At 69.7% G+C, this 21,543-nt stretch carries 15 protein-coding genes; 10 read left to right on the plus strand and 5 right to left on the minus strand.

Translation table 11 applies throughout. The annotated features are described in order from the left end of the window. Positions 1-33: 33 nt before the first annotated feature. Together E5N76_RS17935 and E5N76_RS17940 are read right to left on the minus strand one after the other, a co-directional pair. Positions 34-789, minus strand: coding sequence for a DsbA family oxidoreductase (locus E5N76_RS17935; RefSeq protein ID WP_207792014.1), 756 nt, complete (start codon positions 787-789; stop codon positions 34-36). Positions 790-812: 23 nt separating this feature from the next. Next, a complete protein-coding gene (locus E5N76_RS17940; RefSeq protein ID WP_149538704.1) occupies positions 813-1,508 on the minus strand; it encodes a glutathione S-transferase family protein in 696 nt (231 codons plus the stop codon). A gap of 243 nt (positions 1,509-1,751) precedes the next feature. Here E5N76_RS17940 and pobA point away from each other — a divergent pair, with 243 nt between their 5' ends. Then, positions 1,752-2,933 (plus strand): 4-hydroxybenzoate 3-monooxygenase, encoded by a 1,182-nt coding sequence (gene pobA / locus E5N76_RS17945; RefSeq protein WP_149538705.1) that lies wholly within the window; start codon positions 1,752-1,754, stop codon positions 2,931-2,933. 180 nt (positions 2,934-3,113) lie between these two features. Here the strand turns inward: pobA and E5N76_RS17950 are convergent, their stop codons facing one another. The 3 genes from E5N76_RS17950 to E5N76_RS17960 all read right to left on the minus strand — a co-directional run bounded on the left by E5N76_RS17950 (position 3,114) and on the right by E5N76_RS17960 (position 6,555). Beyond that, positions 3,114-4,061 carry a glycosyltransferase family 2 protein gene (locus E5N76_RS17950; protein ID WP_149538838.1) on the minus strand — a complete coding sequence of 316 codons (948 nt, stop codon included), beginning with the start codon at positions 4,059-4,061 and terminating at the stop codon, positions 3,114-3,116. A 425-nt stretch (positions 4,062-4,486) separates the two neighbouring features. Next, positions 4,487-6,004, minus strand: a complete 1,518-nt coding sequence (locus E5N76_RS17955; protein ID WP_149538706.1) for an exopolysaccharide biosynthesis polyprenyl glycosylphosphotransferase — start codon at positions 6,002-6,004, stop codon at positions 4,487-4,489. Between the two features lie 86 nt (positions 6,005-6,090). Further along, the gene (locus E5N76_RS17960; protein ID WP_235907758.1) at positions 6,091-6,555 is read right to left on the minus strand and encodes a GtrA family protein; all 465 of its coding nucleotides are present in this window, start codon (positions 6,553-6,555) and stop codon (positions 6,091-6,093) included. A gap of 244 nt (positions 6,556-6,799) precedes the next feature. Between E5N76_RS17960 and E5N76_RS17965 the strand changes: the two genes are divergently transcribed. The 9 genes from E5N76_RS17965 to E5N76_RS18005 all read left to right on the plus strand — a co-directional run bounded on the left by E5N76_RS17965 (position 6,800) and on the right by E5N76_RS18005 (position 21,543). Further along, complete coding sequence (locus tag E5N76_RS17965; RefSeq protein WP_149538707.1) at positions 6,800-8,383, plus strand: ABC transporter substrate-binding protein; 1,584 nt, start codon at positions 6,800-6,802, stop codon at positions 8,381-8,383. A gap of 93 nt (positions 8,384-8,476) precedes the next feature. Further along, complete coding sequence (locus tag E5N76_RS17970) at positions 8,477-10,072, plus strand: ABC transporter substrate-binding protein (RefSeq protein ID WP_149538708.1); 1,596 nt, start codon at positions 8,477-8,479, stop codon at positions 10,070-10,072. Between the two features lie 5 nt (positions 10,073-10,077). Next, entirely contained in the window at positions 10,078-11,673 is a 1,596-nt protein-coding gene (locus E5N76_RS17975; RefSeq protein WP_408021714.1) for an ABC transporter substrate-binding protein, read from the plus strand. Positions 11,674-11,691: 18 nt separating this feature from the next. Beyond that, entirely contained in the window at positions 11,692-13,269 is a 1,578-nt protein-coding gene (locus E5N76_RS17980; RefSeq protein ID WP_149538710.1) for an ABC transporter substrate-binding protein, read from the plus strand. A gap of 11 nt (positions 13,270-13,280) precedes the next feature. After that, positions 13,281-14,861 carry an ABC transporter substrate-binding protein gene (locus E5N76_RS17985; protein WP_149538711.1) on the plus strand — a complete coding sequence of 527 codons (1,581 nt, stop codon included), beginning with the start codon at positions 13,281-13,283 and terminating at the stop codon, positions 14,859-14,861. A gap of 3 nt (positions 14,862-14,864) precedes the next feature. Continuing rightward, a complete protein-coding gene (locus E5N76_RS17990) occupies positions 14,865-16,439 on the plus strand; it encodes an ABC transporter substrate-binding protein (protein WP_149538712.1) in 1,575 nt (524 codons plus the stop codon). A gap of 11 nt (positions 16,440-16,450) precedes the next feature. Beyond that, positions 16,451-18,025, plus strand: coding sequence for an ABC transporter substrate-binding protein (locus tag E5N76_RS17995; protein ID WP_149538713.1), 1,575 nt, complete (start codon positions 16,451-16,453; stop codon positions 18,023-18,025). Between the two features lie 132 nt (positions 18,026-18,157). Then, entirely contained in the window at positions 18,158-19,753 is a 1,596-nt protein-coding gene (locus tag E5N76_RS18000; protein ID WP_149538714.1) for an ABC transporter substrate-binding protein, read from the plus strand. A gap of 188 nt (positions 19,754-19,941) precedes the next feature. Continuing rightward, positions 19,942-21,543 (plus strand): ABC transporter substrate-binding protein, encoded by a 1,602-nt coding sequence (locus tag E5N76_RS18005; RefSeq protein WP_149538715.1) that lies wholly within the window; start codon positions 19,942-19,944, stop codon positions 21,541-21,543.

Raw genomic sequence — 21,543 nt, forward strand, 5'->3', positions numbered from 1 at the left:
TGCCGGGGGCTGGGGGCGGAGCCCCCCGGGCGTCTACGCCGCCCGCTGCCGCAGGATGGCCAACCCCCTGCGGAACGCCTCCGCCATCTGTTCCGGCGGCATGGCGCCGCTGAACACCACATGCCCGTCCAGCGCGAAGGTCGGGACGCCGGAGAGCCCCGCCCGGCGGAAGCTGTCATCCTGCTGCCGCACCTCGGCCTCGCCCGCCTCGCTGTCCAGGTAGGCAGCTACCTTCGCGGCCTCCATCCCGGCGGCGCCCGCCACCGCGGCCAGCACGGCGCGGTCGCCGATATCCTGGCCCTCCTGGAAATAGGCCCGGAACAGCGCCTCCACGACGGCGTTCTGCACCGCCCCGCCCTGCTGCCCGGCCAGGGCGATCACCCGGTGCGCATCGACGGTGTTCGGTGTCCGCCGCATCAGCCTGTGCTGGAATTCCAGCCCCGCCGCCCGGCCCGCCGCCGCCACCCGAGCATCCGCCGCCTGGGATTTTTCCAGCCCGCCGAATTTCGCCGCCCGGTAGGCGTCGCGGTCCACGCCTGCCCGCGGCATCTCCGGGTTGAGCTGGAAGGGGTGCCAATGCACCTCGAAATGCTCGCCCTGCTCGGCGAGCTCCGCCAGCGCGCCTTCCAGGTTGCGCTTGCCCACCCAGCACCAGGGGCAGATGGCGTCGGAGACGATGTCGATGCGCGCCGTGGCGCGCTGCAGCGGCAGCGCCGCCGCGGTGGCCTCGGCCGGCACCTCGCACCCATCCGGGCCGCAGACCGCGCCCGTGTCCATCCGGTCTTCCATCGGCCTTCTCCCCGATCCTCGCTTCACACTTCGTAGCCCACCGCATTGCGCGCAAGCCCGTCGAACAGATCCAGCATCCGGGCGCGCCAGGCGAAGACCGGGTCGCTTTCCTCCAGCAGGCGGAAGGGGCTGGTGCAACGGGCCCATTGGAAGGCGCCGAAGACGATGTAATCCGCATAGGCGGGCGCCGCGCCGGCCAGGAAGGGCTGCGCCCGCAAGGTCAGCCGCACCGGCTGCAGCGCCTTGCGGAATTCCGCCACCTGGCGGTCGCGCTCCGCCACCCATGCTTCCAGCGAGGTGCCGAAGCGCTTCTCCCGGCTTTCGCGGAAATAGGCCTTATCCTCCTCCCGGATCACGTCCAGGATGTCCCGCACCACCATCCGGGCGATCCAGGGGTGCAGGGCGCTGTCCGCCCAGGAATTCAGGAAGCGCACCGCCGCCTGCGCCGCCGGGCCGCCGAACAGGCTCGGCCGGTCCGGGTAATGCGCTTCCAGCCAGCAGGCGATGTCCCAGGATTCGTGCAGGACATGGCCATTGTCCACCAGCACCGGCACCAGCCCCTGGCCGGAGAAGGCCAGCTTCTCCTTCTCGGTGAAGTGCCAGGGGATGGTCTCCACCGGCAGGCCCTTATGCGCCAGCGCCATGCGGGTGCGCCAGCAGAAGGGGCTGAAGCGCCGTGCCGGGTCCGCCCCGGCCAGGTCGTACAGGATACGGGTCATCGGCAGATCCTCCGTCAGCGATCCTGACCCATTCCCCGGCGGCGCGGCAGCCCCAGCGCAGCGGAAACGATGATCGTTGCAACTCGCTTAGGATAATGCGTTCCAGATATTGTGTTGCCGGGTCCGGGCCGGGCAGGCTGGCCGGCAGCTTCCGCCGGGCCGGGCGTACCCTCGCAGGGGCGTGGCAGCCAGGGCGGTGGTCCGGCCGGCGCGAAGCGTCCCAGGACGGGGAGGGGTGGGAAGATGCGGACGCAGGTGGGAATCGTGGGCGCCGGGCCGGCCGGGCTGCTGCTGGGCCATCTGCTGCACCGCGCCGGCATCGAGAGCGTGGTGCTGGAAAGCCGCTCCCGCACCCATGTCGAGGAGCGCATCCGCGCCGGGCTGCTGGAACAGGGCACGGTGGACGTGCTGACGGAGACCGGCGTCGGCGACCGGCTGCACCGCGAGGGGCTGGTGCATGAGGGGCTGGAGCTGCGCTTCGACGGCGAGGGCCATCGCATCCCGCTGACCAGCCTGACCGGCAGGCGGGTGACGATCTATGGCCAGCAGGAGGTGCTGAAGGACCTGATCGCCGCCCGCCTCGGCGCCGGCGCGCCGCTGCAGTTCGAGGTGGAGCAGGTCGCGCTGCACGACCTGGAGAGCGACTACCCCTCCATCACCTATGTGCATGAAGGCGCGGCGCAGACCCTGCATTGCGACGTCATCGCCGGCTGCGACGGCTTCCACGGCATCTGCCGGGAGAGCATCCCGGCGGGCGTGCTGCGGGCCTATGAGCGGGTCTATCCCTTCGCCTGGCTCGGCATCCTCGCCGCCGCGCCGCCGGCCTCGCCGGAGCTGATCTATGCGCGGCATGAGCGCGGCTTCGCCCTGGCGACGATGCGGAGCGAGACGCTCTCCCGCCTCTATCTGCAATGCCGGCCGGAGGAGGATCTGGCCGCCTGGTCCGACGACCGGATCTGGGCGGAGCTGCATGCAAGGCTGGCGCATCGCGATCTCGGCTCCCCGGTGAAGGAGGGGAAGATCCTGCAGCGCGGCGTCACCGCCATGCGCAGCTTCGTGGTGGAGCCGATGCGCTTCGGCCGGCTGTTCTTGGCGGGGGATGCGGCGCATATCGTGCCGCCGACCGGGGCCAAGGGGATGAACCTGGCGGTGGCCGATATCCGCGTGCTGGCGCATGCGCTGCAGGCCTTCTACCGCGGCCGTGGCATGGGGCTGCTGGAGGCCTATTCGGCGAAGGCGCTGGCGCGGGTGTGGAAGGCGCAGCGCTTCTCCTGGTGGATGACCTCCCTGCTGCATAGCTTCGATGGCGAGGACCCGTTCGAGCACAAGGTGCAGGTGGCGGAGCTGGACTACATCTGCGGCTCCGCGGCGGGGGCGATGACGCTGGCGGAGAATTATGTGGGGTTGCCTCTGGCGTTGGGTTGAGAGGGGCTCTGCCCCTCTCAAACTCTCCCCGCAAAGGGCCGAAAGGCCCTTTGAACCCCTGAGTTTTGGACCCGACGGTCGAGACGCCAAACTCAAGGTTTCAAAGGCCCTTCGGCCTTTGGCGGGATCGGACGCACTGCGTCCGATGTTCGAGAGGGGGCAGCGCCCCCTCTCGGCACCTCAGTCGAAATCCGGCCCCGGTATCGCCAGATAGGCGATCCGCTTCGCCTCCTGCCTGCCCCGCGTCACCGTATCCAGGATCAGCCCGCAGGCGAAGGCGAGGAAGGAGAGCAGCGCCAGTCCGGTGGACAGCACCGCCGTCGGCAGCCGCGGCACCAGCCCGGTGGCGAGGAAGGTTTGCAGCAGCGGCACCGCCAGCACGACGGAGGCCAGCAGCAGCAGCGCGCCCGCGATGGAGAAGAACATCAGCGGCCTTTCCCGCTGCACCAGGATGAGGATGGTGCGCAGGATGCGAAACCCGTCCCGGTAGGTGCTGAGCTTGCTGGCGGAGCCGGCGGGGCGTTCCTTGTAGGCGGTCTTCACCTCGCCCACCGGCAGCTTCAGCTCCAGCGCGTGTACGGTGAACTCCGTCTCCGTCTCGAAGCCGGAGGCAAGCGCCGGGAAGCTCTTCACGAAGCGGCGGGAGAAGACGCGGTAGCCAGAGAGCATATCGCTGATGCGGTCGCCGAAGACGCGGCGCACCATGCCGGTCAGCACGGCGTTGCCGAGCTGGTGGCCGGGGCGGTAGGCCGCCGCCGCCTGCGCCTCCGCCGTCACCCGCACGCCGGTGACCATGTCCAGCCGCTCGGCGAAGAGCAGGCGCAGCATCTCCGGCGCGGCGGCGGCCTCGTAGGTGTCGTCGCCATCGACCAGCACATAGGCATCGGCCTCGATATCGGCGAACATGCGGCGGACCACATGGCCCTTGCCCTGCAGGCTCTCCCGCCGGACCACGGCGCCGGCCTCGCGCGCCGCCTCCACCGTCCGGTCCCTGGAATTGTTGTCATAGACGTAGATCGCGGCCTGCGGCAGGGCGGCGCGGAAGGCGGCGATGACGCGGGGGATCGCCACTTCCTCATTGTAGCAGGGGATGAGGACGGCGATGCGGGGCGCCGCGCCAGCCGGCATGGGCGTGGCGGCGGGGCGCGCCCCGGCGAGGGAATCGGGCAAGACACTCTCCTGCGTCCCCGGCAGGGGAGCCGGGATCACGCGCAGGATAGCGCCGGAAAATGGAGTTTCCAGGGCGCCCGGCCGCACCGGACCGCGTCTCCGGCGCCCTGGCGAGGACCGGCAAGACGCGCACCGGCGCGGAGACGATGTCCTCGGGGGCAACCTGGCCGAACCGGGCCGCCCGGTGCCTGTCGCGGTTTCGCCGCGGCAGGCTGTGCGCAGCGCCGATCGCCCCGCGCCATCGGGGGCCCCACGACGGCGCGCAGCGACGTCGTGCGGAGCCAGAGCGTGATCGGTTGAGGTCGAATCGACCGAAACCGTGAATCACGCGACGAACAATGAGCTAGAGCGGGGCAGGTGAGCGCAGCTCAACCGATCCCGCTCTAGAGTGCGTTCTTCATCCCGGCGACGGTCAGCAGGGTACGGACCAGGATGGTGAAGTCGAGCCAGGGGGACCAGGTCTCGATATATTCCAGGTCGCTTTCCACCCGGCGGATCAGCTTCTCCTCCGTCTCGGTCGGGCCGCGCCAGCCGCGCACCTGGGCAAGGCCGGTGAGGCCCGGCTTCACCCGGTGCCGCGCCGCGTAGCGCGCCACCACCTGCTCGAAGGGCCTGCCGCCGGCGCGGGTGCCGGGGGCGTGCGGGCGCGGGCCGATGAAGGACATCTCGCCGCGCAGCACGTTGAAGATCTGCGGCAGCTCATCCAGCGAGGTGCGGCGGAGGATGGCGCCGACGCGCGTCACCCGCTTGTCGCCCCTGGTCACCTGGCGCTCCGCCAGATGGTCGGTTTGCTCCACATACATGGTGCGGAATTTCAGCACGTGGAATTCGTTGTTGTTGAAGCCGGTGCGGCGCTGGCGGAACAGGATGGGGCCGGGGCTGTCCAGCCGCACCGCCAGCGCGATCAGCGCCATCGGCACCGCCGCGATCAGCAGGGCGCCGATCGCCAGCAGGTAATCCTCCGCCGCCTTCACCACCGCGGCGCCGCCGCTGATCGGCCGGTCCGCCAGCCGGTGCAGGCGCAGCCGCTCCGGCCCGCGGCCGCAGCGATAATGCAGCAGGTCGGGCGCCAGCCGGACATCCACCGGATAATCCGCCAGCACCTGCATCACCGAGGTGACGCGGGCCTCCTCCGTCCAGGGCAGGGCGAGGATCACCTGCTCCACCGCGCCGCGGCGGATGAGCTGGCAGAGCGCATCGAGGTCGCCGAGCCGTGGCAGGCCGGGAATGCCGGGCGCGTCGCGCCTGCCATGGTCATCCGCCACCTGGCCGATCAGCCGGAGCCCGGATTCCGGCTGTTGCGCCACGGCCGCGGCGAAGCGGACGGCCTGCGGCCCATCCCCCACCACCACGGCGCGCTGCCGGACCCGGGTGGCGATGGCGCGCAGGCCGGAGCCGGCGGCGGCGCGGCCGGCCAGCAGCAGCGGCAGAGCGAGGGCGAACCAGAGCCCGGCGAGCTCCAGCGGGAAGGCGTGGCCGGCACCGAGCGCGGTGGCCGCCCCGGCCATGCCGGCCAGGGTCAGGGCCAGCCCGGCCAGGGCAGGCGGGCTGGCGCGGCGGGCGCCGAACAGCCGCCCCGGCGCATAGGCGCCGAGGCCCGCGGCGAGCAGCGGCATGGCGACGGCGACGCAGCCGATCAGCGCCAGCGAAGGCAGGCGGAAAGGCAGCGGCGCCGATTGCAGCAGCACTCCGGCCAGGGCGGTGGCCAGGGCGTCGCTGGTGCCGACCAGCAGCCCGGCCAGGGCTGGTGGCAGTGTCGTGGGCAGCGGCACCGCCGCCGGGCGCATCCCGGCCAATGGCACCAGGCTGCCGGCCAGGCCGGCCCAGCCGGCATCGCCAGCCGCGGCGGAGAGCAGCTGGGCCTCCGGCCCGCGCGGCTCGGCCGGCATCAGCCTGCCCATGCGGCCAGGCTCCGGCGGCGCCGGGTCAGGCGGGGGCAGCACGGGGGAAGGCTCGGTCTGTCGCACATCTCACCCACCGGTTGCTGTCAGGTCGCAAGGGGCCGGGCTTCGCCGCCGCGGGCGAAGACGAAGCGCCGGCTGAGGAGGAAATTACCCACCATGCCCGCCAGGGATCCTGCTGCGACCCCGAGCACAGGATGCGCGGCAGCCACGGGCAGGTTGGTGATCATCAGGGCATAGGTGCCGTAGTTGCAGGCGAAGCCCACCAGGTTCACCAGCAGGAACAGCGCCCAGCGCCGTCCCATGGCGTCCCGCGGCGCGTGCCGCCAGGTCCAGGCGCGGTTCAGCAGGAAGGTGGTGGTGGCGCCGAACAGGTAGGACAGCGCCCGCCCGAACCAGGGCCCGAGGCCGAGCGCGATCGCGGCCGTCAGCACCCCGGAATCGACCAGGAAGCCGGCGACGCCGACCACGCCGAAGCGGAAGAATTCCCCGCCCAGACGGACGAGCCTGTGCTCGGCCAGGGCGGGGGGAAGTTGGAACAGTGCGGTCATCGGCTGCATCCTGGGGTCAGTCATCTACGCAAATGCCGCGGTGCACACAAACCACGCCATGGTGACGTCACGCACTCCGGATGGGCTAAGTGCCCGCATGCGCATCACGTTCGAAGGAGTCGCCGAACGCAGCGTTAATCTCTGCACGCAGCAGTCACTGCATCCCCGGTCGTGATCCACCCTTGCGTTCCGTCGCGGGATGCGGTTTCCCAAATCGGCTTCACAGAGACGGGACCGGATCGCCATGGATCGTCGCAGCTTCCTCCTCGGCGCCGCCGGCGCGGCCGCCTTGCCGCTCGCGGCACCTGCTACCGCGCAGGGCGCGCGGCTGCTGAAATTCATCCCCCAGGCGGATGTCGCGGTGGTCGACCCCATCGTCACCACCGCCTATGTCACCCGCCACCATGGCTTCCTGATCTATGACACGCTCTATGGCGTGGATAACGACTTCCGGCCGCAACCGCAGATGGCGGAAGGCCATGTGGTGGAGGATGGCGGCCGCCGCGTCACCATCACCCTGCGCCAGGGGCTGAAATTCCATGATGGCGAGAAGGTGCGGGCGCGCGACGCCGTCGCCAGCGTGAAGCGCTGGGCAGCGCGGGACGCGATGGGCCAGGCCATCATGGCGAACCTCGATGAGCTGGTAGCAGAGGATGATCGGCGACTCACCTTCCGGTTGAAGAAACCCTTCGCCCTGCTGATCGACGCGCTGGCCAAGCCGGCCTCGCCGGTCTGCTTCATCATGCCGGAGCGCATCGCGAACAGCGACCCGAACACGCCGATCCGTGACAACATCGGCAGCGGCCCCTTCCGCTTCGCGGCGAATGAGCGCGTGCCGGGCAGCCTGGTGGTCTATGAGAAATTCGCCGACTACACGCCGCGCAGCGGCGGCACGCCGGAATTCACCTCCGGCCCCAAGGCGGCGAATTTCGACCGCGTGGAATGGCACGTCATCCCCGATGCCGCCACCGCCGCCGGCGCGCTGCAATCCGGCGAGATGGATTGGTGGGAGCAGCCGACCGCCGACCTCCTGCCGCGCCTCTCCCGCATGCGCAATGTGGTGGTGGAGCAGTATGACCGCACCGGGCTGATGGGCCTTTGCCGCTTCAACCATCTGCACCCGCCCTTCAACAACCCCGCCATCCGCCGCGCCCTGCTCGGCGCCGTCAACCAGGCGGACTACATGACGGCCGTCATCGGCACCGACCAGTCCATGTGGCGCGACGGCGTCGGCTTCTTCCCGCCCGGCACGCCCTTCGCGTCGGAGGCCGGGCTCGATGTCCTCACCGCGCCGCGCGACTATGAGAAGGTGAAGCGCGATCTCGCCGCCGCCGGCTACAGGGGCGAGAAGGTGGTGCTGATCGCCGCCTCCGACTTCCCGAGCCTCAATGCGCTCGCCCAGGTCTGCCATGACATGCTGCAGAAATCGGGCATGAATGTGGACTATGTCTCGACCGACTGGGGCAGCGTGGTGACGCGGCGCGCCAACCGCAACCCGCCGGACCAGGGCGGCTGGAGCATCTTCCTCACCTTCTTCACCGGGCTCGATTTCTTCAGCCCGGCCGGGCATCTCGGCCTGCGCGGCAACGGCGCCAACGCCTGGTTCGGCTGGCCGACCATGCCGAAGCTGGAGGAGCTGCGGCAGGCCTGGTTCGACGCGCCGGACCTTCCCGCGCAGCAGAAGATCGCGGCGGAGATTCAGGAGGAGGGATTCCGTGAGGTGCCCTACCTGCCGGTCGGCCAGTATTTCCAGCCCTGGAGCTACCGCAGCAACCTCACCGGCGTGCTGAAGGGGCTGCCGATGTTCTGGAACGTCAGCAAGGCCTGATCCCGCCCCGGGGCCGCCGGCGGCGTCTTGCCGCCCCGGCGGTTCCGCGCTTCACTCCCCGAAACGGCCGGGGCGGCCGCCGGGGAGACCAGAATGCATCGTCGGGATCTGCTGCGCGGCACCGCCGCTGCGGGCGCCGTGGGCACGTTGCCGCAATTTGCCATTGCCCAGCCGGGGGCGAACCGGGTGCTGAAATTCATCCCGCAATCGGATCTCGGCATCCTCGATCCCCACGTCACCACCGCCTATGTCACCCGCCACCACGCGTTCATGGTGTTCGACACGCTCTACGGCATGGACGGCGAATTCGGCATCCAGCCGCAGATGGCGGCAGGCCATGTGGTGGAGGAGGAGGGCCGGCGCTGGACCATCACGCTGCGCCCCGGCCTGCTCTTCCATGATGGCGAGAAGGTGCGGGCGCGGGATTGCGCCGCCAGCATCCGCCGCTGGGCCATGCGCCACCCGCTGGGGCAGGAGCTGCTGGCGCGGCTGGATGAGCTTTCGACGCCCGACGACGCCACCCTGGTCTTCCGCCTGAAGCGTCCCTTCCCGCTGCTGGCGGAGGCGCTGGGCAGCCTCGTCACCCCCTGCTGCATGATCATGCCGGAGCGCATCGCCGCCGCCGCCGATCCCGCAAGGCCGGTGACGGAGATGATCGGCAGCGGCCCCTTCCGCTTCAAGGCAGATGAGCGGGTGCAGGGCAGCCGCTTCGTCTATGAGCGCTTCGAGCGCTACGTCCCGCGCGAGAGCGGCACGCCGTCCTGGACCGCCGGCCCGAAGCGCGTGAACATCGACCGCGTCGAATGGATCGTGACGCCCGACCCCGCCACCGCCGCCGCCGCGCTGCAGAATGGCGAGACGGATTGGTGGGAGGTGCCGACCAGCGATCTGCTGCCGGTGCTGAAGCGCAACCGCAATATCGTGGTGGATCTGCCCAACCCGACCGGGCTGATGGGCTATGGCCGCTTCAACCACCTGCACCCGCCCTTCGACAATCCGGGGGTGCGCCGCGCCTTGCTCGGCGCCATCAACCAGGCGGACTACATGACCGCCGTGACCGGCACCGACCGCAGCCTGTGGCGCGATGGGGTAGGCTTCTTCCCGCCCGGCACGCCGCTGGCGAGCGATGCCGGCATGGGCACGCTGACCAGCACTCCGGACTATGACAAGGTCAAGCGCGACCTTGCCGCCGCCGGCTACAAGGGCGAGAAGGTCGTGCTGCTGGCGGCGACCGATTTCCCCACCCTGAACGCGCTCTGCCAGGTGGGTGCCGACATGTTCCGCAAGGCGGGCATGAATGTCGATTTCGTGGCCATGGACTGGGCGAGCGTCGTCGCCCGCCGCGCCAATCGCAACCCGCCGGAGCAGGGCGGCTGGTCCATCTTCTTCACCTTCTGGACCGGGCTCGACGTCATCAATCCCGGCGTCAACCAGCCGATTCGCGGCAATGGCGCACAGGGCTGGTGGGGTTGGTCCAGCAGCGAGAGGCTGGAGGCGCTCCGCCAGCAATGGTTCGACGCGCCGGATCTCGCGGCCCAGCAGGCGGCGGCACGGGAGATGCAAGCGGTGGCCTTCGAGGAGGTGCCGACCCTGCCGCTGGGCCAGTATTTCCAATCCACCGCCTATCGCCGCACCCTGACCGAGGTGCCGAAGGGCATGCCGCTGTTCTGGAACCTGAAGAAGGGCTGACCATGATCCGTCGCCGTGAATTGCTGGGGGGCGGCGCCGCCGCTGCCCTTGCCGCCCCTTTGGCCGCACCCCGCTTCGCCAACGCCCAAGGCGCCGCCGGCCGGGTGCTGAAATTCGTGCCCCAGGCCAATCTGACGAGCCTGGACCCGATCTGGACCACGGCCAACGTCACCCGCAACCATGCTTGGCTGGTCTATGACGTGCTCTACGGCATGGACGCGAATTTCCAGCCGCAGCCGCAGATGGCCGCCGGCCATACGGTGGAGGAGGATGGCAGGCGCTACACCTTCACCCTGCGGAGCGGGCTGAAATTCCACGATGGGGAGCCGGTCCGCGCCAGCGATTGCGTCGCCAGCGTGAAGCGCTGGATGAAGCGGAATTCCAACGGCCAGAAGCTGGAGCCGGCGGTGGAGGAGCTGGTCGCGCTGGACGATTTGCGCCTGCAATTCCGGCTGAAGCGGCCCTTCCCGCGGCTGCTCGCCTCGCTCGCCAGCCCCTCCAACCCCGCCGCCTTCATCATGCCGGCGCGGATCGCCGCGACCGATCCCTATCAGCAGATCCGCGAGACGGTGGGCAGCGGCCCCTTCCGCTTCCTGGCCAATGAGTACAATTCCGGCAGCTTCGTCGCCTATGCCCGCAACCCGGACTACCAGCCGGTGCCGAGCGGCACGCCGAGCCTGACGGCGGGGCCGAAAATCGCCCATTTCGACCGCGTCGAGTGGCACATCATCACCGATCCCGCGACCGCCTCCGCCGCACTGCAGAATGGCGAGATCGACTGGTACGAGCAGCCGCCGCCGGAGATCCAGCAGCTTTTCCGCCGCAACCGCCAGATTGCGGTGGAGCCGATCGACAGCCTGAAGAACCCGGCGATCCTGCGCTTCAATCACCTCCATCCGCCTTTCAATGACAAGAAGATGCGCCAGGCGCTCCTCCCGGCGGTGAGCCAGGAGGATTACATGACGGCGATCGTCGGCCCGGACCCGCAGCTCTGGTCGCAGATGGGGGTCTTCACCCCGGGCACGCCGCTGGCGACCGATGTGGGGATGGAGGCGCTGACCGGCCCGCGCAGCGTCCAGAAGGCGAAGGATTTGCTGAAGGCGGCGGGCTACACCAACCAGCCCATCCGCCTGATCGGCCCGACCGACATCCTGGCGCCCTCCGCCATGACCCAGGTGGCGGGCGACATGCTGCGGCGGCTGGACGTGAACCTCGATTTCGTGCTGACCGATTGGGGCAGCGTGGTGCAGCGCCGGGCCAGCCGCGAGCCGCTGGACAAGGGCGGCTGGAGCATCTTCCTCACCGCCTTCGCCAGCTTCGAGATGGCCGATCCCTCGGGCAATTTCCCGCTGCGCGGCCATGGCGCCTCGGCCTGGTTCGGCTGGCCCACCATCCCGAGGCTGGAGGAGCTGCGCGACGCCTGGTTCGACGCGCCGGACCTCGATGCGCAGAAGAAGCTGGCGCGGGAGATCCAGCTCACCGTGCTGGATGAGGTGCCCTATATCCCGGTCGGCGCCTATACCTCGATGACCTCCTTCCGGCGCAACCTGACCAACCGCGTGCCGGGCTTCGCGCTGTTCTGGAATCTGCGTCGTGCGTAGCGCGCGGGCGGTGCATTCATGATCGGGCGGCGCGGATTGCTGGCGGCGGGGGCAGCCGCCGGTTTCGCCATGCCGGCCCTGGCGCAGCGGCCGCGGTTGCTGCGCTTCGTGCCACAGGCGGATCTCTCCTCCCTGGACCCGGTCTGGACGACGTCCAACGTCACCCGGAACATGGGCTACATGGTGTACGACACCCTCTATGGCAGCGACGCGGGTTTCCGCCCGCAGCCGCAGATGGCGGCGGGCCATGAAGAGGCGGAAGACGGCCGCCGCATCACCATCACCCTGCGCGAGGGGCTGAAATTCCACGATGGCGAGCCCGTGCTGGCGCGCGACGCGGTGGCCAGCGTCAGGCGCTGGATCGGCCGCCACGCCATGGGCCAGAAGCTGCTGCCGCTGGTGGAGGAGATCGCGGCGCTGGACGACCGGCGCCTGCAATTCCGCCTGAAGAAGCCCTACCCGCTGTTGCTGGAGGCGCTGGGCAGCCCGGTGGCGCCGCCCTGCTTCATCATGCCGGAGCGGCTGGCGAAGACCGACGCCTTCACCCAGCTCCGCGAGGTGGTGGGCAGCGGCCCCTACCGCTTCCTGCCGAATGAATTCATCGCCGGCAGCGGCGCCGCCTTCGCCCGCAACGAGGCCTACACCCCGACGCCGGTCGCCGCCAGCGGCTACACGGCAGGGCCGAAGGTCGCGCATTTCGACCGGGTGGAGTGGAAGATCATCCCCGATGCGGCCACCGCCGCGGCAGCGATGCAGGCCGGCGAGATCGACTGGTACGAGCAGCCGCCGCCGGAGATCCAGCAGCTTCTCCGCCGCGGCCGCACCGTGGCGATCGAGCCGATGGACCCGCTGCCGATGATGGCGCTGATGCGCTTCAACCATCTGCAGCCGCCCTTCGACAACGCCGCCATCCGCCGCGCCCTGCTGCCGGCGATCGACCAGCAGGATTTCATGCAGGCGGCGGTCGGGACGGATGCCTCGCTCTACCAGGCGGATGCCGGCTTCTTCACCCCGGGCGGGCCGATGGCCAGCGATGCCGGCCTCGAGCCGTTGCGCGGGCCGCGCAGCCTCGAGCGGGCGAAGGCGCTGCTGAAGGAGGCGGGCTACACCAACCAGCCCATCCGGCTGATGGGGCCGACCGACATCCTGGTGCCCGCGGCGCTGACCCAGGTGGCGATCGACCTGTTCCGCCGACTCGGCGTGAACCTGGACGTGGCGCTGACCGATTGGGGCACGGTGGTGCAGCGGCGGAACAACAAGGGACCGCTGGAACAGGGGGGCTGGAGCGTTTCCATGTACGCCTTCAGCTCCATGGATTTCCTGACGCCCGCCACCAACCCGACCTTGCGCGCCAATGGCGAAGGCGCCTGGGCCGGCTGGCCGAACATCCCGAAACTGGAAGCCTTGCGCGACGCCTGGTTCGAGGCGCCGACGCTGGAAGCCCGCCAGGGCCTGGCGCGGGAGATGCAGGTGCTGGCGATGCAGGAACTGCCCTATATCCCGGTCGGCGCCTATCGCTCCCAGACCGCGGTGCGGCGGGACCTGGCGGATCGGGTGCGGGGGCTGGCGCTGTTCTGGAACATCAAGCGCGTCTGACGGGGGCACATATGCAGCGGCGTTCCATCCTCACGGCGGCGGCGGCCTCCGCGCTGCCGCGCTTTGCCATCGCGCAGCCCGCCGGCGCCCGCGTGCTGCGCTTCGTCCCCCAGGCCGATCTCGGCGGGCTGGACCCCATCGCCATCAGCTCCAACGTCATCCGCAACCATGGCTACATGGTCTATGACACGCTCTACGGCGTGGATGCGCAATTCCGGCCGCAGCCGCAGATGGCGGCGGGGCATGTGCTGGAGGAGGACGGCAGGAGCTGCACCATCACCCTGCGCCCGGGGCTGAAATTCCACGATGGGGAGCGGGTGACGGCGAATGACTGCGTCGTTTCCCTCAACCGTTGGATGCGCCGCTCCCCCATGGGCCAGGCCGTGGCGGCGCGCACCGACGAACTCGCGGCGCTCGACGATCTCCGCCTGCGCTTCCGCCTCAAGCGTCCCTTCGCCCTGCTGATCGACGCGCTGGCGGTGCCGGCCAACCCGCAGGCCTTCATCATGCCGGCGCGCATCGCCGCGACGGACGCCTTCCAGCAGATCCGCGATCCCACGGGCAGTGGCCCCTTCCGCTTCGTGATGAGCGAGTTCCGCCAGGGCAGCCGCGCCGTCTGGGAACGCAACCCGGAGTACAGCCCCACCCCCAACGCCGCCCAGGGAATGACGGCGGGGCCGAAACTCGTGCATTTCGACCGCGTCGAGTGGAACATCATCCCGGATGCCGGCACCGCCGCCGCGGCGCTGCTCGCCGGGGAGGTGGATTGGTTCGAGCAGATGGCGCCGGAGATCCAGACGCTGCTCGGCCGCAACCGCAATCTGCGGCTGGAGCCGATCGACCCGCTGCCTTTGCCCGGCCAGTTCCGCTTCAACCACCGCCAGCCGCCCTTCGACAACCCGGCCATCCGCCGCGCCTTCCTCCACGCCATCAGCCAGGAGGATTTCATGACGGCGATCGTCGGCCCCGACCCGTCGAAATACGAGGCGAATGTCGGCTTCTTCACCCCCGGCGGGCCGATGGCCAACGATGCCGGGCTGGAGCCGCTGAAGGGCCCGCGCAGCATCACGCGGGCGAAGCAGGCGTTGAAGGAGGCGGGCTACAATGGTCAGCCGGTGCGGCTGCTCGGCACCACCGACATCAACTCCACTACCGCCCAGGCGCAGGTGGCGGCGGATCTGCTGAAGCGGCTGAACCTCAACCTGGATGTGGTGCTGACGGATTGGGGCACCGTCGCGCAGCGGCGGATGAACAAGGGGCCGCTGGATCAGGGCGGCTGGTCCATCGCCTGCTTCGCCTCCTCCGGCATGGATTTCATCAACCCCGTCACCCATGCCCAGCTTCGCTCGGATGGCGAGGCCGCGGCGCCCGGCTGGCCCGATTTGCCGAAGGTGGAACAGCTTCGCGCCGCCTGGCTGGAAGCGCCGGACCTTGCCGCACAGCAGGCGCTGGCGCGCGAGATCCAGGTGGAGGCGATGCAGGGCCTGCCCTACATTCCGACCGGCGCCTACTACTCCATCACCGCGCATCACCGGAACCTGGTGGACCGGGTGAAGGGTTTTGCGATCTTCTGGGGTATCCGGAGGGCCTGACCCATGAATCGCCGCCAGTTCCTCGCGCTTGCCGCCGCCCTGCCGCTGCCCGCCTTGGCGCAGCCCTCGGCGACGCGGCCCATCCGCTTTGTGCCTCAGGCGAATCTCACCTCCCTGGACCCGATCTGGACGACGGCGACCGTCACCCGCAACCACGGCTATATGGTCTATGACACGCTCTTCGGCATGGATGCGGGGTTCCGGCCGCAGCCGCAGATGGCGGAGGGCGCCACCACCGAGGAGGAGGGCCGCCGCGTCACCATCACGCTGCGCCCCGGCCTGCGCTTCCATGATGGCGAGGCGGTGCTGGCCAAGGATGCCGTCGCCTCCATCCGCCGCTGGATGAAGCGCAGCCCCTTCGGCCAGAAGACGGAATCGCTGACCGAGGAGCTGGTCGCCGCCGATGACCGGCGCCTGGTGTTCCGGCTGAAGCGGCCCTTTCCGCTGCTGCTCGCGGGCCTTGGCAATCCCTCCTCCCCGGTCTGCTTCATCATGCCGGAGCGGATCGCGGCGACCGACCCCTTCCAGCAGATCCGCGAGGCCATCGGCAGCGGCCCCTACCGGTTCAAGGCGGATGAGTTCGTCAGCGGCAGCCGCGTCGTCTATGAGAAATTCGAAGGCTATGTCCCGGCGCCGGGCGGCACGCCCAGCCTGATCGCCGGGCCGAAGCAGGTGCATATCCCGCGCGTCGAATGGCACATCATCACGGATTCCGCCACCGCCGCGGCGGCGCTGCAATCCGGCGAGATGGACTGGGTGGAGGAGCCGACGCCGGAGCTGCAGCAGCTTCTCCGCCGCAACCGCGCCATCGCGGTGGAAAGGCTGGACGAGCGCGCGGTGTGGAACCTGCTGCGCTTCAACCACCTGCATCCGCCCTTCGACGACCCGGCCATGCGCCGCGCTTTGCTGCCGGCCATCCAGCAGCGCGATTTCTCCATGGCGATCGTCGGGCCGGATCCGGCGAATTGGATCGAGGATGTCGGCATCTTCACCCCCGGCACGCCGCTGGCCAACGCGGCGGGGCTGGAACCGCTGCTGGGGCCGCGCAGCCTGGATCGCGCCAGGGCGCTGCTGAAGGAGGCGGGCTATACCAACCAGCTCGTCCGCATCATCGGCCCCGCCGATATCCAGACCCCGGCCGCGCTGACCCAGGTGACCGCGGATGTGCTGCGCCGCCTCGGCATGAATCTCGACCTGGTGCTCGCCGATTGGGGTACGGTAGTGCAGCGCCGGGCGAGCCGCGAGCCCTTGGACAAGGGCGGCTGGAGCATCTTCTGCACCGGCTTCCAGGGCTTCGACACGGCCAACCCCGCCGGCCATTTCCCGCTGCGCGGCAATGGCGCCGGCGCCTGGCCCGGCTGGCCCAGCAGCCCGAAGCTGGAGGAGCTGCGCGACGCCTGGTTCGAGGCGCCGGACGCCGCCGCTGAGCGCAGCATCGCCGAGGAGATGCAGCGCGTGGCGATGACGGAACTGCCCTTCATCCCGCTCGGCGGCTATTATGCCAACACCGCGCTGCGGCGGGAACTGCGCGGGCGGATTTCCGGCTTCCCGATGTTCTGGAACCTGCAACGCGGCTGAGGACGCCACCCATGCAGCGACGTGACCTGTTCAAGGCCGGCCTGGCCGCTGCAGCCATGCCTGCGCCGGTGCTGGCGCAGGGGGCGGCGAAGACGCTCCGCGTCATCCCCCAGGCCAACCTCACCAGCCTGGACCCGGTCTGGACCACCGCCGTCGTCACCCGCAACCACGCCTTCCTGGTCTATGACCAGCTCTGCGCCCAGGATTCCAAGGGCGAGATCAAGCCGCAGATGGCAGCGGGCTGGGAGACGGCAGCCGATGGCCTCACCTGGAATTTCACCCTGCGCGAAGGGCTGCGCTTCCATGATGGCGAACCCGTGCTGGCGAAGGATTGCGTTGCCAGCATCAGGCGCTGGGCGCGGCGCGACCCTTTCATGCAGGCGCTCTGGCCCGGCGTGGCGGCGGTGGAGGCGCTGGACGACCGCCGCTTCCGCTTCCGGCTGAACAAGCCGATCCCGCTGCTGCCGCTGGCCCTCGGCCAGACGCAATTCCCCTGCTTCATCATGCCGGAGCGCATTGCGCAGACGGATGCCTTCCAGCAGATCCGCGACCCGATCGGCAGCGGCCCCTTCCGCTTCCGCCCCGATGAGTGGAATCCCGGCCAGCGCGCGGTCTGGGAGAAATTCGACCGCTACCAGCCGCGGCAGGAGCCGGTGGACGGCCTTGCCGGCGGCCGCGCCCCGAAGCTCGACAGCGTCGAGTGGACCGTCATCTCCGATTCCGGTACCGCCGCCGGCGCCATGACGGCGGGGGAGCAGGATTACTGGGAATACCCGCTGCACGATTTGCTGCCGCTGCTGCGGCGCAGCCGCCAGGTGGTGGTGGAGCAGCGGCTGCTGGAGGGCACCTACGGCATCTGCCGCTTCAACTGCCTGCAGCCGCCCTTCAACAACCCCGCCATCCGCCGTGCCGTCGCCATGGCGGTGGACCAGCGCGACTACCTGCGCGCCGTGGCGGGCAACGAGGCCGGCGGCTGGGAGGCCTGCGAGGGCGTCTTCACCTGCCACACCGCACTGGCCAACGAAGCGGGCAGCGAGATCCTGAAGACCCGCGACCTGGACAAGGCCAAGGCCGCGCTCGCCGCCGCCGGCTACAAAGGCGAGAAGGTGGTGCTGATCACCCCGGGCGACTACCCGCAGATCAACGCCCTCTCCCTCGTCACCGCCGACCTGATCCGCCGGCTCGGGATGAACCTTGAACTCGTCGCCGCCGACTGGGGCACGCTGATCCAGCGGCGGACCAGCAAGGAGCCGGTGGAGCGCGGCGGCTGGAGCATCATCCACACCACCTCCTCCGGCCAGAGCCTGACCCTGCCGGTCTTCCACCTCTTCCTCCGCACCAATGGCCCGCAGGCCTGGTTCGGCTGGCCGGAGGATGCAGAGATCGAGCGGCTGCGCACCGCCTGGACGGAAACCGGCGACCCGGCCGAATCGAAGCGGATCGCCGAGGCGCTGAACCGGCGGGCGATGGAGGTGATGGCCTATATCCCGCTCGGCTTCTACTGGCAGCCTTCCGCCTGGCGGCGCAATGTCACCGGCATGTTCCGCGCCCCGGCGACGGTGTTCTGGAACGTCTCCAAGGCGTAATCCCCGGTTGCGCCCGCGGCCCGGCTGGGGCAAGGGGGCGGCCCTGGCGCCATCTCCGGTCGGGTGAGGCCACCCGGCCGGGCATGGCTCCTGAGTACATTGTCTCTAGGCGCCGCCGGAGGATCTCGGAGCATGCATCGTCGGAGCCTGTTGCAGGGCGCGGCCCTGGCGCTGGCCGCCTCGCGCCTGGCCGCACCATATCTGGCCCTGGCGCAGGGCAATGCCCGCACCCTGCGCTTCGTGCCGCAGGGCAATCTGGCGACGCTCGACCCGGTCTGGAGCACAACGACCATTGCCCGCAACCATGGGCTGCTGGTCTATGACACGCTCTTCGGGTTAGGGCGGGACTTCCAGGCAAAGCCGCAGATGGCGCAGGCGCATGAGGTCTCGGCCGATGGGCTGACCCATACGATCACCCTCCGCCCGGAACTCTACTTCCATGATGGCGAGCAGGTGCGGGCCCGCGACTGCATCGCCTCCATCGTCCGCTGGTCGAAGCGGGATGTCCTCGGCCAGCGCCTGGCGGCGCTGCTGCAGGAGATGCGCGCGCCGGCCGACGACAGGCTGGAGATCGTGCTGAAGCAGCCCTGGCCGGGCCTGCCCTGGGCGCTCGGGAAACCCTCCGCCAATATCTGTGCCATCATGCCGGAGCGGATCGCCGCGACCGATCCCTTCACCCAGATCACCGATCCGGTGGGCAGCGGCCCCTTCCGCTTCCGCCGCGCCGAATGGGTGCCGGGCAGCCTCGCCGCCTATGAGCGCCACGTGCATTACGTGCCACGGGACGAGCCGGCGGATTTCCTCGCCGGCGGCAAGGCGGTGAATTTCGACCGCATCGAATGGCGCGTCATGCCGGACCCCGCCACCGCCGCCGCCGCGCTGCAGGCGAATGAGGTGGATTGGTGGGAAACGCCGCTCGCCGATCTGCTGCCGGTGCTGCGGCGGAGCGACGAGATCGCGGTGGAGGTGGTGAACACTGCCGGCGCGCTCGGCATGCTGCGATTCAACCATCTGCACCCGCCCTTCGACAATCCCGCCATCCGCCGCGCCGTCCTCCCGGTCATCGACCAGCGCGCCTTCATGCAGGCGGCGCTGGGCGAGGACCAGGCGCTATGGACCGTGCCGGCGGGGGTCTTCACCCCGGGCACGCCGCTGGCGAACGAGGCGGGGCTCGAGGTGCTGACCGGGCCGCGCGACCCGGAGGCGGCGAAGCGCGCCCTGGCGGCCGCCGGCTACCGCAACCAGAAGGTGGTCATCCTCGCCCCCAGCGATTTCCCCACGCTGAACGCCCTGACCGAGGTGGCGGCGGATGCGCTCCGCCGCATCGGCATGAATGTCGATCTGCAGGCGATGGATTGGGGCACGCTGGTGCAGCGCCGGGCGAAGAAGGAGCCGCCGGAGCAGGGCGGCTGGAACGCCTTCTGCACCACCTGGGAAGGGCTGGACGTCGCGGTGCCCGGCAGCCACCAGCCGCTGCGCGGCAATGGGCCGGAAGGCTGGATCGGCTGGGCCACCAGCCCGAAGCGGGAGGCGCTGCGCGAAGCCTGGTTCGCCGCGCCCGACCAGGCGGCGGAGAAGCGCATCGCCGAGGAGATGCAGATGCTGGTCTGGGAGGAAGCACCCTTCATTCCGCTCGGTCTGTTGCGGCCGCCCCAGGCCTATCGGAGCAGCCTGACCGACCTTGTCACCGGCGGCCCGCCGCTCTTCTGGGGCGTGAAGCGGGGCTGAGGCCAGGCCAGGGGCCGGCAGGCTGGCACGCCACATGCAAGCCAAGGGACGGGTGGCATGGCCGCTGCCCCACCGGCAGCGAGCCCGGCGGCTTCGGACGCTGGCGTAATGCCCAAGGGTGAGGCAGGGTGGCACGGAACCGGGCGCAGGGAACGGCGCCGGGGCTGGGAGCTGGGGGCGAAAAGACGATGGAGCGCAGGAATTTCCTCAAGGTGACGGCAGCCGCCGGCGCGCTCGGCGGCATGGCCGGCCTGGCCGGTCCGGCGCTCTCCCAGGGGGCTGCGGCGCGCACCCTGCGCTTCGTGCCGCAGGCGAATCTGGCGAATTTCGACCCGATCTGGGGCACCCAGTACGTCGTCCGCAACGCCTCCGCCATGGTGTGGGACACGCTCTACGGCGTGGACGAGAAGCTCGCCGTGCAGCGGCAGATGGCGGAGGGCGAGGAAGTCTCCTCCGACGGGCTGACCTGGACCATCCGGCTGCGCCCCGGGCTGAAATTCCACGACAATGAGCCGGTGCTGGCCAAGGATGTGGTCGCCAGCCTCACCCGCTGGATGCCGCGCGACCCGATGGGGCAGATGCTGAAGGCGATCCAGCAGGAGCTGGTGGCGGTGGATGACCGCACCCTCCGCTGGGTGCTGAAGAAGCCCTATCCCAAGCTGCTCTACGCGCTGGGCAAGACCAATACGCCGATCTGCTTCATCATGCCGGAGCGGATCGCCAGGACCGACAGCTTCACCCAGATCAGCGATTATGTCGGCAGCGGGCCGATGCGCTTCCTCCGCAACGAATGGGTGCCCGGCGCGCGCGCCGTCTTCGCCAAATTCGACGGCTATGTGCCGCGGCAGGAGCCGGCCTCCTGGCTCGCCGGCGGCAAGCGGGTGATGGTGGACCGCGTCGAATGGCATGTCATGCCGGACCCCGCCACCGCCTCCGCCGCGCTGCAGAATGGCGAGGTGGATTGGTGGGAGAACCCGATCACCGACCTGATCCCCACCTTGAAGCGCAACCGCAACATCGCCGTCGACATCGCCGACCCGCTCGGCAACATCGGCAGCTTCCGCATGAACTACCTGAACGCGCCCTTCAACAATCTGAAGGCGCGGCAGGCCGTCCTCATGGCGATGAGCCAGGAGGACTACATGCGTGCCCTGGTCGGCGACGACAACAACCTGTGGAAGCCACTGCCCGGCTATTTCACCCCGGACACGCCGCTTTATTCCGAGGAAGGCGGCGAGATCCTCAAGGGGCCGCGCAACCTGGACGCCGCGAAGAAGCTGCTGGCCGAAAGCGGCTACAGCGGCCAGCCGGTCACCTGCCTGGTGGCGCAGGACCAGCCGATCACCAAATCCATGGGCGACGTGACCGCCGATCTGCTGAAGCGGCTCGGCATGAATGTGGATTTCGTGGCGACGGATTGGGGCACGGTCGGCCAGCGCCGGGCGATGAAGAACCCGGTGGGCCAGGGCGGCTGGTCCATGTTCCACACCTGGCATGCCGGCGCGGATTGCGTGAACCCGGCGGCCTACAACGCCCTTCGCGCCAATGGCGACGGCGCCTGGTTCGGCTGGCCCGATGTGCCGGCGGTGGAGCAGGCGGTCGCCGAATGGTTCGACGCACCCGACCTCGCCGCCGAGAAAGCGGTGATCGGCAAGCTGAATCGCGTTGCGCTGGAGAATGTGGTCTATGCCCCTACCGGCTTCTTCCTTGGCTACCAGGCCTGGCGGCGCAACGTCAGCGGGGTGGTGAAGGGGCCGCTGCCCTTCTTCTGGGGCGTGTCGAAGTCCTGA

The sequence above is a fragment of the Siccirubricoccus phaeus genome (assembly GCF_008360935.1).
GTDB classification, from domain to species: domain Bacteria; phylum Pseudomonadota; class Alphaproteobacteria; order Acetobacterales; family Acetobacteraceae; genus Siccirubricoccus; species Siccirubricoccus phaeus.

What these genes read in the sequence shown, in the direction of transcription:
- E5N76_RS17950 (WP_149538838.1), bottom strand. Translation starts at nt 4,061, where the DNA reads ATGCCGGCTGGCGCGGCGCCCCGCATCGCCGTCCTCATCCCCTGCTAC.
- E5N76_RS17940 (WP_149538704.1), bottom strand. Translation starts at nt 1,508, where the DNA reads ATGACCCGTATCCTGTACGACCTGGCCGGGGCGGACCCGGCACGGCGC.
- E5N76_RS17995 (WP_149538713.1), top strand. Translation starts at nt 16,451, where the DNA reads ATGCAGCGACGTGACCTGTTCAAGGCCGGCCTGGCCGCTGCAGCCATG.
- E5N76_RS17960 (WP_235907758.1), bottom strand. Translation starts at nt 6,555, where the DNA reads ATGACCGCACTGTTCCAACTTCCCCCCGCCCTGGCCGAGCACAGGCTC.
- E5N76_RS17965 (WP_149538707.1), top strand. Translation starts at nt 6,800, where the DNA reads ATGGATCGTCGCAGCTTCCTCCTCGGCGCCGCCGGCGCGGCCGCCTTG.
- E5N76_RS17955 (WP_149538706.1), bottom strand. Translation starts at nt 6,004, where the DNA reads ATGGGCAGGCTGATGCCGGCCGAGCCGCGCGGGCCGGAGGCCCAGCTG.
- E5N76_RS17985 (WP_149538711.1), top strand. Translation starts at nt 13,281, where the DNA reads ATGCAGCGGCGTTCCATCCTCACGGCGGCGGCGGCCTCCGCGCTGCCG.
- E5N76_RS17970 (WP_149538708.1), top strand. Translation starts at nt 8,477, where the DNA reads ATGCATCGTCGGGATCTGCTGCGCGGCACCGCCGCTGCGGGCGCCGTG.
- E5N76_RS18000 (WP_149538714.1), top strand. Translation starts at nt 18,158, where the DNA reads ATGCATCGTCGGAGCCTGTTGCAGGGCGCGGCCCTGGCGCTGGCCGCC.
- pobA (WP_149538705.1), top strand. Translation starts at nt 1,752, where the DNA reads ATGCGGACGCAGGTGGGAATCGTGGGCGCCGGGCCGGCCGGGCTGCTG.
- E5N76_RS17990 (WP_149538712.1), top strand. Translation starts at nt 14,865, where the DNA reads ATGAATCGCCGCCAGTTCCTCGCGCTTGCCGCCGCCCTGCCGCTGCCC.
- E5N76_RS17935 (WP_207792014.1), bottom strand. Translation starts at nt 789, where the DNA reads ATGGAAGACCGGATGGACACGGGCGCGGTCTGCGGCCCGGATGGGTGC.
- E5N76_RS17980 (WP_149538710.1), top strand. Translation starts at nt 11,692, where the DNA reads ATGATCGGGCGGCGCGGATTGCTGGCGGCGGGGGCAGCCGCCGGTTTC.
- E5N76_RS18005 (WP_149538715.1), top strand. Translation starts at nt 19,942, where the DNA reads ATGGAGCGCAGGAATTTCCTCAAGGTGACGGCAGCCGCCGGCGCGCTC.